This window comes from Blautia sp. AF19-1 (assembly GCF_003479155.1).
Classification (GTDB): domain Bacteria; phylum Bacillota; class Clostridia; order Lachnospirales; family Lachnospiraceae; genus Fusicatenibacter; species Fusicatenibacter saccharivorans.
This window is the reverse complement of the sequence record NZ_QUGQ01000007.1, coordinates 40425-54054: the sequence shown is the minus strand read 5'-3', so window position 1 is coordinate 54054 and position 13630 is coordinate 40425. Positions and strand designations below refer to the sequence as shown.

The following is a 13630-nucleotide window of genomic DNA, read 5'->3' as shown; positions in this document are numbered from 1 at the left end:
GATCAAAGGCAGAGAGTTTCGAATATCTTTACTGTCGGAGGGAATGTATGATTAATCGGGAAGACATGCTGGAGCTGACGAGGAGGATGACGCCGGCGCGGACTTCGTTTGTGCGGATGGCGGGTTGCTATACGGATTCGGATGGGGAGTATGACGGCAGTTTCAACATTCATTTTCTGAAACTGTCCGGTTCGGAAAAGGCCAGGAATCTGGCGATTGCCAAGAAAATTCCGTTTGCGGAATCGAATGAGAAGCTGCGGGAATACCGTTTTCCGGAAACATCCCAGGGGCCGGGCAGTATCTGGCAGATGCTGATGGCGCTGCGGGAATGCGGACTGAAGAACGATGCGCTGTTGGAAACGTTCTATGATATCCTGATTGAAGGATTGCAGATTCACGGGGCTTATGCCATTTACATGTTTTATGACCGGTATGATATTCCTGCAAGGGCTTCCGATAAAGAGCGCCTGGGGGAATCCGAGGAGATGTTCCCCTATCTGATCTGCGCTGTCTGCCCGCTGGTTGGAGAATACGAGCCGGGAAATCCTATCTGTGGATTCCTGTTCCCTGCCTTTGTGGACCGGAGCGGAGATCTGGAACGGGTTGATATTTATGCAGAGCGTGCAGCGTGGGGCGATCAGATGGCCAGCATTCTTGGCGCGAAGGGCAGAAAATTCAGATGCGGTCTGTAAAAGAAAAAATCAAAAGTGACGGATCAAACCAGGTGCTGATGTGCCTGGCAGTAAAAAAACTTCCCGGCGAACCTGCATATATCGTTCGCCAAGGGAAGTTTTTTAGATACGGGAGCAGCAGAAGTGCATATTTACTGTGCCATCCCCGCTCCATTCTGTGTAGTTGCTCCGTTTTCCTGCGGATTCTGCGTCTCATTGTCGCCGCCGCTTACCACATCGTCCACCGCGCGGCCGACATCCTCAACGCCCTTACCGACACCACGGGTCACATCTTCAGCGGCGTCGCCGACATCATCTCCAAGGGTATTTCTATCCCCGGTATTTGTACCGTTCGTACCGTTGGCATTCCCATCGGTGCCCTCCGTCACATCATTTACATTGTCGTTTGACGGCATCTCTGTCGTATTGACATCGTTTCTGTTATCCGTCTGTCCCATGTCGCTCTCCGTGTTGGTATTGCCATTTCCGGTGTCATTCGTGGTGTTGTTTCCACAGGCCGTCATCCCGGCCAGTAATACCGCCAATGCCAGCGTCATATACACTCTTCTGATTTTTCTCATCTTCAAAATCTCCTTTCCCTAACAGTGTCTGGACAGTTGCTAGTATTTGAAAAATGCCGGAAAATATACGGAAAAAAGAGGCTTTTGGAAATCTTGACAAAGGAAGAAAAAAACACTAAAACAAAAAGTACGAAAACGGACTAAAAACGAAAACAGGATATATCGAAATGGAAGTCAATCCGGCAAACCGGCGGGAAAAAATCATCAGTCTGACTGAAACGGGAAAACAGTATGCGAGAGAGCTGGTTCTTCCGCTGTTTCAGTCCGAGGAGGAAGCTGCGGCGCAGTTTACGGAGCAGGAGATGACAGAAGTAATCCGGATGCAGGAAAAATTTGCCGATGCACTGGCAAAGAGTATGGAGGAAAAGGTATCCATAGTTCACAATCTGTCCGCTTCGTGATATGATAACAGCAGAATTCGAAAAGGAGAGAAAGAGAATGAAAGAAGAACTGAAGAAATCCCTTCGCACCTACGGCGCCCTGCTGCTGCTCGGTGTGACCGGCGTTCCGCTCGGTGCGGCAGTCGGTCTGATTGAGGCGCTGTTCTGCCGTCTGCTTTTGAAAGTCACGGCTGTTCGCGTGGCACATCTTTTCTGGTGTCTGCCGTTTCTCGCTATGGCAGGTCTTGTGATCGTGGCAGTCAATCAGAAATTCGGTGGCAGGGGAAAAGGAGGCATGAGTCTGATTTTTGATGTAGCGTATGAGGAGGAGACAGAGCTTCCGCTTCGCATGATTCCGCTGGCAATGCTCTCAACGGCGTTGACGCATCTGTTCGGTGGAAGTGCCGGCAGGGAGGGCGTTGCCGTTCAGATCGGTGCTGTGTTTTCCTATTTTGCCGGCAAAAAATTACCGTTTAAAAACGCGCCCGGTATCTTTCTGGTAACCGGTATGGCCGCCGGCTTTGCGGGCATGTTCGGAACGCCGATTGCAGCTGTGATCTTTGCGGTAGAGGTGCTCGCTGCGGGTGAAATGCGGTACGAGGCACTGCTTCCGGCGTTTACCGCATCTTTCTCTGCGAGCGCTGTAGCTTCCCTGCTTGGAATCCGCAAAGAAAATCTGGCTGTCCACATCAGCGAAAGCCTGACACCGTTCCTGCTGGTGCGTCTGATTACACTTGGTATTATTTTTGGAATCACAGGCGGCCTCTTCGCCTGGTGCTTAAAGCACACGAAAAAATATCTCGGCGAAAAAATCAAAAATCCGCTGGTACGTGTTTTCTCCATCGGTGTTATCCTTAGCATTCTGTTCCTGCTTCTGTACCGAGGACGGTATTGCGGCTTTGGAACGAATCTGGTGGAAGCGGTATTTCATGGGGAAAAGGTATATGCATATGACTGGGCGCTGAAATTTATCCTGACAATTCTGACACTGTCCGCCGGGTTTCAGGGCGGCGAGGTAACACCGCTGTTTACCATCGGAGCAACCCTGGGAGCAGTCCTTGGCAATCTGTTCGGTATTCCGGTGGAGCTTTCCGCGGCGCTTGGCTATGCGGCGGTTTTCGGTGGCGGAACCAATACCTTACTGGCGGCTATTTTCATCGGCGGCGAGATTTTTGGCTACGATTATCTGCCATATTTCTTTATTGTCTGCACCGCGGCCTACGTATTCAACCGCAACAGCTCGATCTATTCCCGCCAGAAACTGACGAAATACAGCTGCTGATAACAGAAACGTCACAAAGTTATCACACACCGTTACGTGTTACAGTTCACTGGTGCCCAGCGAACTGTAACATTCGCAACCTTCATTTAAAGTTTTGCTTCGCAAAAGGAGGGTTGCTCACACCTGAAACATGTTCTTACGCAGCGAAACAGCAAGTGTTTCACTGCTGAGTGAACAGTAACGGTTACGTTACGATACGGGTTGACGCGTTTCCGGGAATGAGGTTATACTAGAGGTATCATATACGAAAAAGGAGTAACGAATTATGAAAGGTATCGTACTTGCCGGAGGTTCCGGCACACGTCTTTATCCGTTAACTATGGTAACATCGAAACAGCTTCTCCCGATCTATGACAAGCCGATGATCTATTATCCGCTGTCTGTTCTTATGAATGCAGGCATCCGCGACATCCTGATCATCTCCACCCCGCAGGACACCCCGCGTTTCGAGGCACTGCTCGGTGACGGCCATCAGTTCGGTGTACAGCTTTCCTACAAGGTACAGCCAAGCCCGGACGGACTGGCACAGGCCTTCATCATCGGCGAGGAGTTCATCGGGGATGATTCCGTTGCCATGGTGCTCGGCGACAACATCTTCTTCGGACACGGTCTGAACAAACGCCTGAAAGCAGCAGTAGAAAACGCTGAGACCGGAAAAGGCGCAACCGTATTCGGCTATTATGTAGATGATCCGGAGCGTTTCGGAATCGTAGAATTTGACTCCGAGGGAAAAGCCATCTCCATCGAAGAGAAACCGGAGAAACCGAAATCAAACTATTGTGTTACAGGTCTGTATTTCTATGACAACAAAGTCGTAGAGTATGCAAAGAACCTGAAACCGTCACCGCGCGGAGAGCTTGAGATCACCGACCTGAACCGGATCTATCTGGAAGACGGCAGCCTGAACGTTGAGCTTCTCGGACAGGGCTTCACCTGGCTGGATACCGGTACACATGAGAGCCTGGTAGAGGCAACCAACTTCGTAAAAACCATCGAGACCCATCAGCACCGCAAGATTGCGTGCCTCGAGGAGATCGGTTACCTGAACGGCTGGATCGGCAAAGACCAGCTTCTGACCGACATCGAGCCACTGAAGAAAAATCAGTACGGCCAGTATCTGATGGATGTGATGAACGGAAAATATATCGACAAATAAAAGCGAACAGCGTTGAAGAAAACTGCCCCGGAAGAAAAATCCGGGGCAGTTTTTGAAAAAAATGCTTGACCATGACATAACGTCATCCTTTATACTCATGGTACAAACAGAAAATCAGACTGAAAAACAAGAGACAGACAAAACATAACGATAACAAAATCAGAAAAAAGGAGAACCATTATGAGAGTATTTGTAACAGGTGTAAAAGGCCAGCTCGGCCATGACGTCATGAATGAACTTGCAAAACGCGGTCATGAAGGAATCGGCGTTGATATTGAAGAAATGGATATCACCGATGCAGAAAGCGTAAGAAAAGTCATTACCGAAGCAAACCCGGATGTCGTAATCCACTGTGCAGCATGGACCGCTGTAGACCTTGCTGAGGATGATGACAAAAAGGAAAAAGTACATCAGGTCAATGCAGTCGGAACCGAGAACATCGCAAAAGTCTGCCATGACCTTGACTGCAAAATGATCTACATCTCCACCGACTACGTATTCGACGGCCAGGGTACCCGCCCGTGGGAGCCGGATGATGAGCGTCATCCGCTGAACGTATACGGCCAGACGAAATACGAGGGAGAGCTCGCGGTAGAGAAATGGGTGAAAAAATTCTACATCGTCCGCATCGCATGGGTATTCGGCGTGAACGGAAAGAACTTCATCAAGACCATGCTGAACCTTGGAAAGACACACGATCATCTGACTGTTGTAGATGATCAGGTAGGAAGCCCGACCTACACCTACGACCTGTCCCGCCTGCTTGTCGACATGGCAGAGAAAGAGAACTACGGCCGCTACCATGCAACAAACGAGGGACTCTGCTCCTGGTATGAGTTCGCCTGCGAGATTTTCAAACAGGCCGCTGAGATCGATCCGGCTTACGGAAAAGTAAGTGTATCACCGGTAAGCTCTGACCAGTACCCGGCAAAAGCAAAACGTCCGTCCAACAGCCGCATGAGCAAAGAGAAACTGACCGAGAACGGATTCGAAAAACTGCCGACCTGGCAGGATGCGCTGCACAGATATCTGCGCGAGATCGAATTCTGATAGCAAACCCCGAAAATAACGCAAGTTTCTGAGATTGCTATAAACATTTCCAATAGGCGGAGCCCCAGGTAAAACGGGGGCTCCTTTTTCTTATGCAAAACCCATGCATTCAACAGGGAGAATGCCCTTTTTTCTTTTGTGAATATTGACAGAAAATGCCGTTAAAATTCTCACATTGGATCCGGGTATTTCTGTTGACATTTGAACATGCAATTGCCATTATGAAAGCAGAATCTTTACGTATCCGGCAGGGGGCAGGAACGTGAAGATGACAAAAGAAGGCATGGGGGATGAAGCAATGAAAAAGAGTCTGTTTTACCGGGCAAAAAAGATGCCGCCATCTGCGCAGATCATGCTGCTGTTTGCCGTCGAGGGTGTATTTCTGCAATATATCACATCGATTAACGGTTTCGGTCTGAATCTGTATGCGACAAACATGGGTGCAACCGACAGTCAGATCGGCATTATCCAGATGGTGCCGAACATTGTAGCGTGTGCAGCATTGCTGCCGCTTGGAATTCTGGCGGATCATCTGAAGTCGACAAAGACGATACCGCTGCTTACGCTTCTTATGATGTGTGCCGGTTATGCATTTCTTGGCAGTGTACCGGTACTCGGCGAGAGACGTATGGATCTGTTTTTTGTATCGCTGGCATTTACTGCGGGTGCACTTGCCATCTACAATGCGCAGTGGCAGGCGATGTTCGGTGCTGCGGTTTCGCTGCGGCAGCGAAATGATGTCTATGCCTTTCGGAATCAGTTCATGTTTGTGATTGGCATTCTTGCACCGGTGATCTGCGGGATTCTGATGGGAAGATGCCACACGGCCGATGGAAAACTTCTGGTACTCCGAAGCTTCTTTTATCTGTGTGCTGTCTGCGTTCTGTTGCAGGCCGCTGCAATCAAAAAAATTCCGGTGAAACAGCAGGAGGAGGGCAAAGCTCCGGCAGAAGCAGGGAAGGCATCCTCACGTTTTTCTGTTTCTGATCTGCTGGAGGCGATCACAAGCGTGGGGAAAAATAAAGCATTGCGCTGGTTTTTCGTGCCGGTGGTCTTTTTCTATATCACCTGGCAGCTTGACTGGAGCATGTGGTATTTAGGACAGGTCAAATACTGTAAAATGTCGGAGATGACACTTTCCATCTGCAACGGTGTTTTCAATATCGGTCAGCTTGCGGCAGTTGGAATAATCGCGAAGGTTGTCCGGAAAAAATCGCCGGATTTTGCACTGATTTTCGCCGGGATCGGTCTTTGCTTCTGCCCGGTTATCATGATTCTGGCTCCTCATCTGCCCCTGGCGTACCGCGGGGTTGCTTTTATTGTTTTGATGACGGTTCTGAATGCTCCGCAGTGTGCCGTTGCACTTTGTACGATACAGATTCTCTTAAATGCCGCGCCGGAAAAGAACCGTTCGCTTTTGATCAGCCTCTTTACGATGATTACAACGCTGACCAACAGTGTTCTGCCGCTGCTCGGTGTCCGTCTGTATACGGCACTTGGGGCAGACCTTACGGCACTGTACCGGTTCAATCTGATAGATCTTGGGGTTCGCATTTTATCCACACTCGGGCTGGTATGGCGTTATCAGAAGGCGAAAAAAGATGGCTTTCTGACAAAGATTTCGGATTGAGACGGGCCGTAAAAGCCGAAAATAACATTTACAACAGGAACGATATCGTGTATGATAAATGTGGTTTTCTTTGCACGTATGGAAAAGAGAAGCGCAAAAAGGAGTTTAAACAATGAAATGGAATAAATTTACATTAAAAACAAGATCGGAAGTGGAAGACATTGTGATCTCCACTCTGGCCGATGTGGGAATCGAAGGCGTGGAAATTCAGGACAAACAGCCTTTGACCGAGAGCGACAAACAGCAGATGTTCGTGGATATCATGCCGGATATTCCGGATGACGATGGCATTGCCTACCTGAATTTTTACCTCGATGTGGATGAGGACAAGGAGAAGGTTCTTGCAGATGTCCGCGCGGCACTTGCAGAAATGCAGGAGTTCCTGGACCTTGGAGAGTGCACCATCACAGAGTCTGAGACAGAGGACAAGGACTGGATCAACAACTGGAAACAGTATTTCAAACAGTTCTATGTGGACGACATTCTGATCATCCCGTCCTGGGAGGAAGTAAAGCCGGAAGACCGGGATAAAATGATCATCCATATCGATCCGGGCACAGCCTTTGGAACGGGTATGCATGAGACAACACAGCTTTGCATCCGTCAGTTAAAGAAATATGTGACAAAGGATACCGAGCTGCTTGATGTCGGAACCGGAAGCGGTATTCTTTCGATTATTGCACTGAAGCTTGGTGCGCGTCATGCGGTCGGAACAGACCTCGATCCGTGTGCGGTTCCTGCGGTTGAGGAAAACAAAGAAGTCAATGGAATTCCGGTAGAAGCTTTTGATATGATGATCGGAAATATCATTGATGACAAAGAAGTACAGGACAGAGTCGGATACGAGAAATACGATATCGTTACCGCCAATATTCTTGCAGATGTTCTCGTTCCGCTGACGCCGGTAATCGTACACCAGATGAAGCCGGGCGCTGTTTATATCACATCCGGCATTCTCGATGTGAAAGAGGAAGTTGTCAAAGAGGCAGTCGTTGCAGCGGGACTTGAAGTAGTTGAAGTTACACATCAGGGCGAATGGGTTTCTGTTACAGCAAGAAAACCGATGTAAATTAAGAAAAGCGAAACACCAGAAGAGAAAGAGAACAGATTCATGTACCGTTTTTTTGTAGAAGAAAGTCAGATTTATGACGGCACTGTCCACATCACGGGCAGTGACGTTAATCACATCAAAAATGTGCTCCGCATGCGGCCGGGCGAAAAAATACTGGTCAGTACCGGAGGCGAAAAGGAATATCATTGTGCCGTTTCGGATTTCCCGGAAGGTGAGGTTCTTGCCGCAGTAGAAGAAGTCACAGCAGCAGACAGAGAACTCCCGTCCGGAATTGTACTGTTTCAGGGTCTGCCAAAAGGTGACAAAATGGAACTGATCATCCAAAAAGCAGTGGAACTTGGTGCGACGGAAATTGTTCCGGTGGAGATGAAACGCTGCGTTGTGAAGCTGGACCGGAAAAAGGCGGAAAAGAAAGCAGAGCGTTGGCAGACGATCGCGCTTGGTGCGGCAAAGCAGTCCAAACGGATGCAGATTCCGACGGTACACATGCCTGTTACATTTCAGCAGGCGCTTGCAATGATGGCAGAATCAGACGTTCGCCTGATGCCGTATGAGAACGCAGAGGGGATGGAAGGAACGAGAAGAATTCTGGAATCCATTGAACCGGGTGAATCTATTGCGATCCTGATCGGACCGGAGGGCGGCATCGACGAAGCGGAAGTGGAAATGGCCATGAAGGAAAAGGTAGAGCCGATTACGCTCGGAAAGCGCATTCTGCGCACGGAAACGGCCGGAATGACCGTGCTTTCCATTCTGGTGTATCTTTTAGAAGGAAGGGAACGAACAAGATAATGGAAGCATATCTGGACAATTCCGCAACCACCTGTGTTTATCAGGAAACCGCAGATCTCGTCTGTGATCTGATGGTAAATCATTATGGAAATCCGTCTGCGATGCATCAAAAAGGGGTAGAAGCAGAACAATATATCAGAACCGCCCAGGAAACGCTGGCAAAGATTCTGAAAGTCAAAGAAAAAGAAATTTTCTTTACCTCCGGTGGCACAGAGTCCGACAACTGGGCGCTCGTCGGAACAGCAATGGCAAATAAGAGAACGGGAAACCACATCATCACAAGCGCGATCGAGCACCCGGCCGTGTCGGCACCGCTGGCATTTCTGGAGGAGCAGGGATTCCGTATTACGCGCCTGCCGGTAAATAAAGAAGGCCTTGTGGATGTGAACGAACTCGAAGAAGCGATCACGCCGGAGACGATTCTCGTTTCGATTATGTATGTCAACAATGAGATCGGTTCTGTTGAGCCAATCGGGGAGATCGGACGCAGAATCAAGGCGAAAAATCCGAAAACGTATTTTCATGTCGATGCGATCCAGGCGTTCGGCAAATACCGGATTTATCCGAAACGGATGGGCATCGACATGCTCTCCGTGAGCGGCCACAAGATCCACGGACCGAAGGGAAGCGGCTTTTTATATATTGATGAGAAAGTAAAAATCCGTCCGCTGATCTTAGGCGGCGGCCAGCAGAACGGCATGCGTTCCGGAACCGACAATGTGCCGGGCATCGCAGGCCTTGCGAAATCCGCTGAGATCGTTTACAGGCATTTTGACGAGCAGACCGCGCAGATGCGTGCCTGTAAACACCGTCTGATCGAAGGCTTGCGGGAGCTGGACGATGTGGTCATCCATGGCATGCCGGAAGAAGAGGGTGCGCCGCAGATTGTCAATGCATCGTTCTTAAATGTGCGTAGTGAAGTGCTGCTGCACACGATGGAGGACCGCCAGATCTACGTTTCCGCCGGAAGCGCCTGCTCATCACACAAGAGAGCCGGAAGCCCGACGCTGACTGCCATCGGCGCATCGAAAGCCGAGATGGAGTCTGCCGTGCGGTTCAGCTTCAGCGAATTTACGACACTGGAACAGATTGATTACACCCTGGATACGCTGCGCGAGGTACTGCCGATGCTGCGCAGATTTACCAGGAAATAATAGAAAGAGGAAAATTATGATTACAATACAGCCGGAAATTGAAATCCTGAGCACCGAATCCTACGAGGATATGCTGCGCCGGATCGAGAAAATCGGAAGAGTCTGCTACAAGAGCGAGGAGCGCATTGGAGAAGGCACTGCAGAGAAATTCATCGCAGGCATCATCAAACGCGGCCATGAATCCGTCATTGAGCACGGCTCCATCACCGTAAAAGTAACGTGCGACCGCGGCGTGACCCATGAGATCGTCCGCCACCGTATCGCAAGCTACAGCCAGGAGAGCACCCGCTACTGCAACTATTCGAAAGATAAATTTGGAAACCAGATCACCTGTATCGATCTGGCAACCGGATTTTCCTATGATCTGGACGACGAGAACGACCGTAAAAAATACGAGGTATGGCAGAAAGCAATGGAAGCTGCAGAGCAGTATTACTTCCAGATGCTCGAACTCGGAGCAAAGCCGGAGGAGGCAAGAAGCATTCTTCCGAACTCCCTGAAAACCGAGATCGTCATGACCATGAACTTAAGAGAGTGGCGCCACTTTATCCGGCTTCGAAGCGCCAACGCCGCACATCCGCAGATGCGTCAGGTATCTGACCTGATCCTGAAGAAATTTTCTGAGGAATATCCTCTGTTCTTCCGCGATCTGGCTGAGAAAAAAGGAGAATAAAAAACGATGATGTACAAAGCATTTCTGGTAAAATATGCCGAGATCGGCATTAAAGGAAAGAACCGTCATCTGTTCGAGAAAGCGCTCTGCGTACAGATGGAGCACGCGCTTGCCCCGGTAGACGGAAATTTCCAGGTCACCCGTGAGATGGGACGAATCTATGTCAACACCGAAGGAGACTTTGATTACGAGGGCGCTGTCGATGCGCTGACAAGAGTTTTCGGTATCGCCGAGATCTGCCCGGTTGTCATTTTAGAGGACACCGGCTTTGAAGATCTGGCAGAGGCAGTGGTTTCCTACGTGAAAGAGCTGTACCCGACCGAGGAGAAAACCTTTAAGGTATGCGCACGCCGTGCGAACAAAAACTATCCGATGCACACAATGGAAGTCAACTGCGAGCTGGGCGGCCGCATCCTCGATGTCTGCCCGAACCTCAAAGTAGACGTTCACGAGCCGGATATCTATCTGAACGTCGAGCTGCGTCAGAAGATTTATCTGTACTGCGAGAGCATCGCAGGCCCTGGCGGTATGCCGGTCGGCACAAACGGACAGGCCATGCTGCTGCTTTCCGGCGGTATCGACAGTCCGGTTGCCGGATACATGATCGCAAAACGCGGTGTTAAGATTGATGCCGTTTACTTCCACGCTCCGCCGTACACCAGCGAGAGAGCCAAACAGAAGGTTGTGGATCTTGCAAAACTCGTTGCACGCTACAGCGGCCCGATCCGTCTGCATGTGGTCAACTTCACCGAGATCCAGCTTGCAATCTACGAAAAATGCCCGCACGACGAGCTGACCATCATCATGCGCCGTTATATGATGAAGATCGCAGAAGCGTTTGCACGTCAGGACAAATGCCTTGGCCTGATCACCGGAGAGAGTATCGGACAGGTGGCAAGCCAGACGATGCATTCCCTCGCCGTTACCAACGAAGTCTGCACCATGCCGGTCTTCCGTCCGCTGATCGGTTTCGACAAACAGGAGATCGTCGATATTTCCGAAAAAATCGGTACGTACGAGACATCTGTTCTGCCGTATGAGGACTGCTGCACGATCTTCGTTGCAAAGCATCCGGTGACAAAACCGAACCTGAATGTCATCAAATGCTCCGAGCGCCATCTGGACGACGTGATCGACGAGATGATGGAACGCGCAGTTTCTACCGCAGAGACGATCGAGGTCTGCTAAGGAAAACTTGCTTTAAAGAACAAAAAGGCCGGATCTTGTTTTGGGGGTTCTGAAAAACAAGATCCGGTCCTGATGATAAACAAAGACAAAAAAAGAGCCGCGGCGAGTGCGCGGCCCTTATGTTCTATCGTAATTATACAATGTACGGAGCAAGAACATCAAGTACGGTCTGAAGAGCATCTCCATCAGCATGGACGTTCAGGTCGATCGGTTTGGAAAGGTCGAGGCTGAAGATTCCCATGATGGATTTTGCGTCGATCACGTATCTTCCGGATACCAGATCGAAATCAAAATCGAATTTGGAAATGTCGTTGACGAAAGATTTTACTTTGTCGATAGAATTAAGAGAAATCTGTACTGTTTTCATGTTTGTAATCCTCCCTGTTATTTGGTTAACATTATTTATTACCCTCATTTAACAGCTTTATCTTACCGTCTGGAGGGGAAAAAGTCAATGCGAAAACATACAAAGATAAAGTGGAATCTTCGTGATTTTTAATAATAAAGATGAAGAAGAAAGGAGTATGGCATGAAAAAAACGGTAGCTTTGCATAATCTTGGGTGTAAAGTGAACGCATATGAGCTGGAAGCCATCCAGCAGCTCCTCGAAAACAGAGGGTACGAGATCGTGCCTTTTGCACCGGGAGCGGATGTTTACATTATCAATACGTGTACCGTGACGAACATTGCGGACCGGAAATCGCGGCAGATGCTGCACAAAGCGAAAAAGATGAATCCCGATGCGGTTGTCGTGGCCTGCGGCTGTTATGTGCAGGCGGCTGGGGAAAAACTCGAAGAGGATACGGCGATTGATCTGATCATCGGAAATAATAAGAAGAAAGATCTTGTGGATATTCTGGAAAACTTTCTGGCAGAACGTGAGGATGGTGGAAAACCATCCGACGCGGAGTGTAAGAGCTTCCTCGTGGATATGACACACAACCGTGAGTACGAGACACTCTCGATCAGCAAAACGGCGGAGCACACCCGCGCATTCCTGAAAGTACAGGATGGATGCAATCAGTTCTGTACTTATTGTATTATCCCGTACGCGCGCGGCAGAGTCAGAAGCCGCCGCCAGAGTGATGTGGTAGAAGAAGTAAAACGTCTGGCAGAGGCCGGTTATCAGGAAGTAGTGCTGACGGGTATCCACCTTTCCTCCTACGGACTCGATTTCCCGGAGGGCGAAAAAGAGACGCTGCTCGACCTGATCCGCGCTGTTGATGCAGTGGACGGCATCAGAAGAATCCGTCTCGGATCCCTGGAGCCGGGCATCATCACCGAAGAGTTTGCAGAGGCGATCGCCGCAATGCCGAAGGTGTGCCCGCATTTCCATCTTTCGCTGCAGAGCGGAAGCAATGGAACACTGAAGCGGATGAACCGGAAATATACCGCAGAAGAATACAAACACAAATGCGATCTGCTGCGTAAGGTATATGGAAATCCGGCGCTGACGACCGATGTGATTGTCGGTTTCCCGCAGGAGAGTGAGGAGGAGTTTGAAGAGTCGCGCGCCTTTGTCGAGGACATTCATTTCTTCGAGACTCACATCTTCAAGTATTCGAGAAGAGAAGGCACCCGCGCCGCAGCGATGGCAGGCCAGATTCCGGAGCAGGAGAAGACGAAGCGCAGCCACGTTCTGCTGGAACTGGACGAGAGACGGAGACAGGAATATATGGAAGGCTTCCTCGGAAAAGAGCTGGAAGTGCTCATGGAAGAAGAAGTCGAGATCGACGGCGTCCGTTACTGGACGGGACACACGAGAGAATATCTGCGCGTTGCTGTTCTTTCAGAAGAAAATCTCATGAATCAGATGGTGCTTGTCACCCCGGCGAGAATCCATGGAAAAGACTGTCTGATGTAGGAAATGATACTGATCCGGAAGATCTGATAGAAAAAAGAGCCGGAACGAAAAAGTTCGTTGCACTTTTTGAGGGTTCGTGGTAGAATACCCCGTGAGCCTGCAAAAAGGCGGGCAGACGAAGAAGAAAAACAGCGGCT

At 49.7% G+C, this 13630-nt stretch carries 14 protein-coding genes; 12 read left to right on the top strand and 2 right to left on the bottom strand.

Annotated elements, in window-relative coordinates:
* The first annotated feature begins 47 nt into the window (after window positions 1–47).
* On the top strand, window positions 48–692 hold the full coding sequence (locus DWX26_RS06405) for a DUF4317 family protein (RefSeq protein WP_118601081.1): 645 nt from the start codon (window positions 48–50) through the stop codon (window positions 690–692).
* 131 nt (window positions 693–823) lie between these two features.
* Here DWX26_RS06405 and DWX26_RS06400 read toward each other — a convergent pair whose 3' ends face one another.
* On the bottom strand, window positions 824–1252 hold the full coding sequence (locus tag DWX26_RS06400) for a hypothetical protein (RefSeq protein ID WP_118601080.1): 429 nt from the start codon (window positions 1250–1252) through the stop codon (window positions 824–826).
* 167 nt (window positions 1253–1419) lie between these two features.
* Between DWX26_RS06400 and DWX26_RS06395 the strand changes: the two genes are divergently transcribed.
* The 10 genes from DWX26_RS06395 (at window position 1420) to thiI (ending at window position 11629) form a co-directional block, all read left to right on the top strand.
* Complete coding sequence (locus DWX26_RS06395) at window positions 1420–1653, top strand: hypothetical protein (protein ID WP_055220781.1); 234 nt, start codon at window positions 1420–1422, stop codon at window positions 1651–1653.
* Window positions 1654–1690: 37 nt separating this feature from the next.
* Window positions 1691–2914 (top strand): chloride channel protein, encoded by a 1224-nt coding sequence (locus DWX26_RS06390; RefSeq protein WP_055227751.1) that lies wholly within the window; start codon window positions 1691–1693, stop codon window positions 2912–2914.
* A gap of 265 nt (window positions 2915–3179) precedes the next feature.
* Window positions 3180–4070 carry a glucose-1-phosphate thymidylyltransferase RfbA gene (gene rfbA / locus DWX26_RS06385; RefSeq protein ID WP_022461852.1) on the top strand — a complete coding sequence of 297 codons (891 nt, stop codon included), beginning with the start codon at window positions 3180–3182 and terminating at the stop codon, window positions 4068–4070.
* A 180-nt stretch (window positions 4071–4250) separates the two neighbouring features.
* Window positions 4251–5120 carry a dTDP-4-dehydrorhamnose reductase gene (gene rfbD, locus DWX26_RS06380; RefSeq protein WP_022461851.1) on the top strand — a complete coding sequence of 290 codons (870 nt, stop codon included), beginning with the start codon at window positions 4251–4253 and terminating at the stop codon, window positions 5118–5120.
* A gap of 268 nt (window positions 5121–5388) precedes the next feature.
* Window positions 5389–6750: an MFS transporter gene (locus DWX26_RS06375; protein ID WP_118601079.1), complete on the top strand. Its 1362-nt coding sequence runs from the start codon at window positions 5389–5391 to the stop codon at window positions 6748–6750.
* Between the two features lie 112 nt (window positions 6751–6862).
* The gene (gene prmA, locus DWX26_RS06370; RefSeq protein WP_022461849.1) at window positions 6863–7819 is read left to right on the top strand and encodes a 50S ribosomal protein L11 methyltransferase; all 957 of its coding nucleotides are present in this window, start codon (window positions 6863–6865) and stop codon (window positions 7817–7819) included.
* 42 nt (window positions 7820–7861) lie between these two features.
* On the top strand, window positions 7862–8614 hold the full coding sequence (locus DWX26_RS06365; protein ID WP_022461848.1) for a 16S rRNA (uracil(1498)-N(3))-methyltransferase: 753 nt from the start codon (window positions 7862–7864) through the stop codon (window positions 8612–8614).
* Window positions 8614–9768, top strand: a complete 1155-nt coding sequence (locus DWX26_RS06360; protein WP_118601078.1) for a cysteine desulfurase family protein — start codon at window positions 8614–8616, stop codon at window positions 9766–9768. The genes DWX26_RS06365 and DWX26_RS06360 overlap by 1 nt, the downstream gene beginning before the upstream one ends.
* Window positions 9769–9784: 16 nt before the next feature.
* A complete protein-coding gene (gene thyX / locus DWX26_RS06355; RefSeq protein WP_022461846.1) occupies window positions 9785–10441 on the top strand; it encodes an FAD-dependent thymidylate synthase in 657 nt (218 codons plus the stop codon).
* Between the two features lie 9 nt (window positions 10442–10450).
* On the top strand, window positions 10451–11629 hold the full coding sequence (gene thiI, locus DWX26_RS06350) for a tRNA uracil 4-sulfurtransferase ThiI (RefSeq protein ID WP_082424694.1): 1179 nt from the start codon (window positions 10451–10453) through the stop codon (window positions 11627–11629).
* A 133-nt stretch (window positions 11630–11762) separates the two neighbouring features.
* Here thiI and DWX26_RS06345 read toward each other — a convergent pair whose 3' ends face one another.
* Entirely contained in the window at window positions 11763–11996 is a 234-nt protein-coding gene (locus DWX26_RS06345; protein ID WP_022461844.1) for an HPr family phosphocarrier protein, read from the bottom strand.
* Between the two features lie 162 nt (window positions 11997–12158).
* Between DWX26_RS06345 and mtaB the strand changes: the two genes are divergently transcribed.
* A complete protein-coding gene (gene mtaB, locus DWX26_RS06340; protein WP_118601077.1) occupies window positions 12159–13493 on the top strand; it encodes a tRNA (N(6)-L-threonylcarbamoyladenosine(37)-C(2))-methylthiotransferase MtaB in 1335 nt (444 codons plus the stop codon).
* The last annotated feature ends 137 nt before the right edge of the window (window positions 13494–13630 follow it).

Excerpts from the sequence above, each read along its gene's own strand:
- DWX26_RS06405 (WP_118601081.1), top strand. The coding sequence starts at position 48 with ATGATTAATCGGGAAGACATGCTGGAGCTGACGAGGAGGATGACGCCG.
- DWX26_RS06400 (WP_118601080.1), bottom strand. The coding sequence starts at position 1,252 with ATGAGAAAAATCAGAAGAGTGTATATGACGCTGGCATTGGCGGTATTA.
- DWX26_RS06395 (WP_055220781.1), top strand. The coding sequence starts at position 1,420 with ATGGAAGTCAATCCGGCAAACCGGCGGGAAAAAATCATCAGTCTGACT.
- DWX26_RS06390 (WP_055227751.1), top strand. The coding sequence starts at position 1,691 with ATGAAAGAAGAACTGAAGAAATCCCTTCGCACCTACGGCGCCCTGCTG.
- rfbA (WP_022461852.1), top strand. The coding sequence starts at position 3,180 with ATGAAAGGTATCGTACTTGCCGGAGGTTCCGGCACACGTCTTTATCCG.
- rfbD (WP_022461851.1), top strand. The coding sequence starts at position 4,251 with ATGAGAGTATTTGTAACAGGTGTAAAAGGCCAGCTCGGCCATGACGTC.
- DWX26_RS06375 (WP_118601079.1), top strand. The coding sequence starts at position 5,389 with ATGACAAAAGAAGGCATGGGGGATGAAGCAATGAAAAAGAGTCTGTTT.
- prmA (WP_022461849.1), top strand. The coding sequence starts at position 6,863 with ATGAAATGGAATAAATTTACATTAAAAACAAGATCGGAAGTGGAAGAC.
- DWX26_RS06365 (WP_022461848.1), top strand. The coding sequence starts at position 7,862 with ATGTACCGTTTTTTTGTAGAAGAAAGTCAGATTTATGACGGCACTGTC.
- DWX26_RS06360 (WP_118601078.1), top strand. The coding sequence starts at position 8,614 with ATGGAAGCATATCTGGACAATTCCGCAACCACCTGTGTTTATCAGGAA.
- thyX (WP_022461846.1), top strand. The coding sequence starts at position 9,785 with ATGATTACAATACAGCCGGAAATTGAAATCCTGAGCACCGAATCCTAC.
- thiI (WP_082424694.1), top strand. The coding sequence starts at position 10,451 with ATGTACAAAGCATTTCTGGTAAAATATGCCGAGATCGGCATTAAAGGA.
- DWX26_RS06345 (WP_022461844.1), bottom strand. The coding sequence starts at position 11,996 with ATGAAAACAGTACAGATTTCTCTTAATTCTATCGACAAAGTAAAATCT.
- mtaB (WP_118601077.1), top strand. The coding sequence starts at position 12,159 with ATGAAAAAAACGGTAGCTTTGCATAATCTTGGGTGTAAAGTGAACGCA.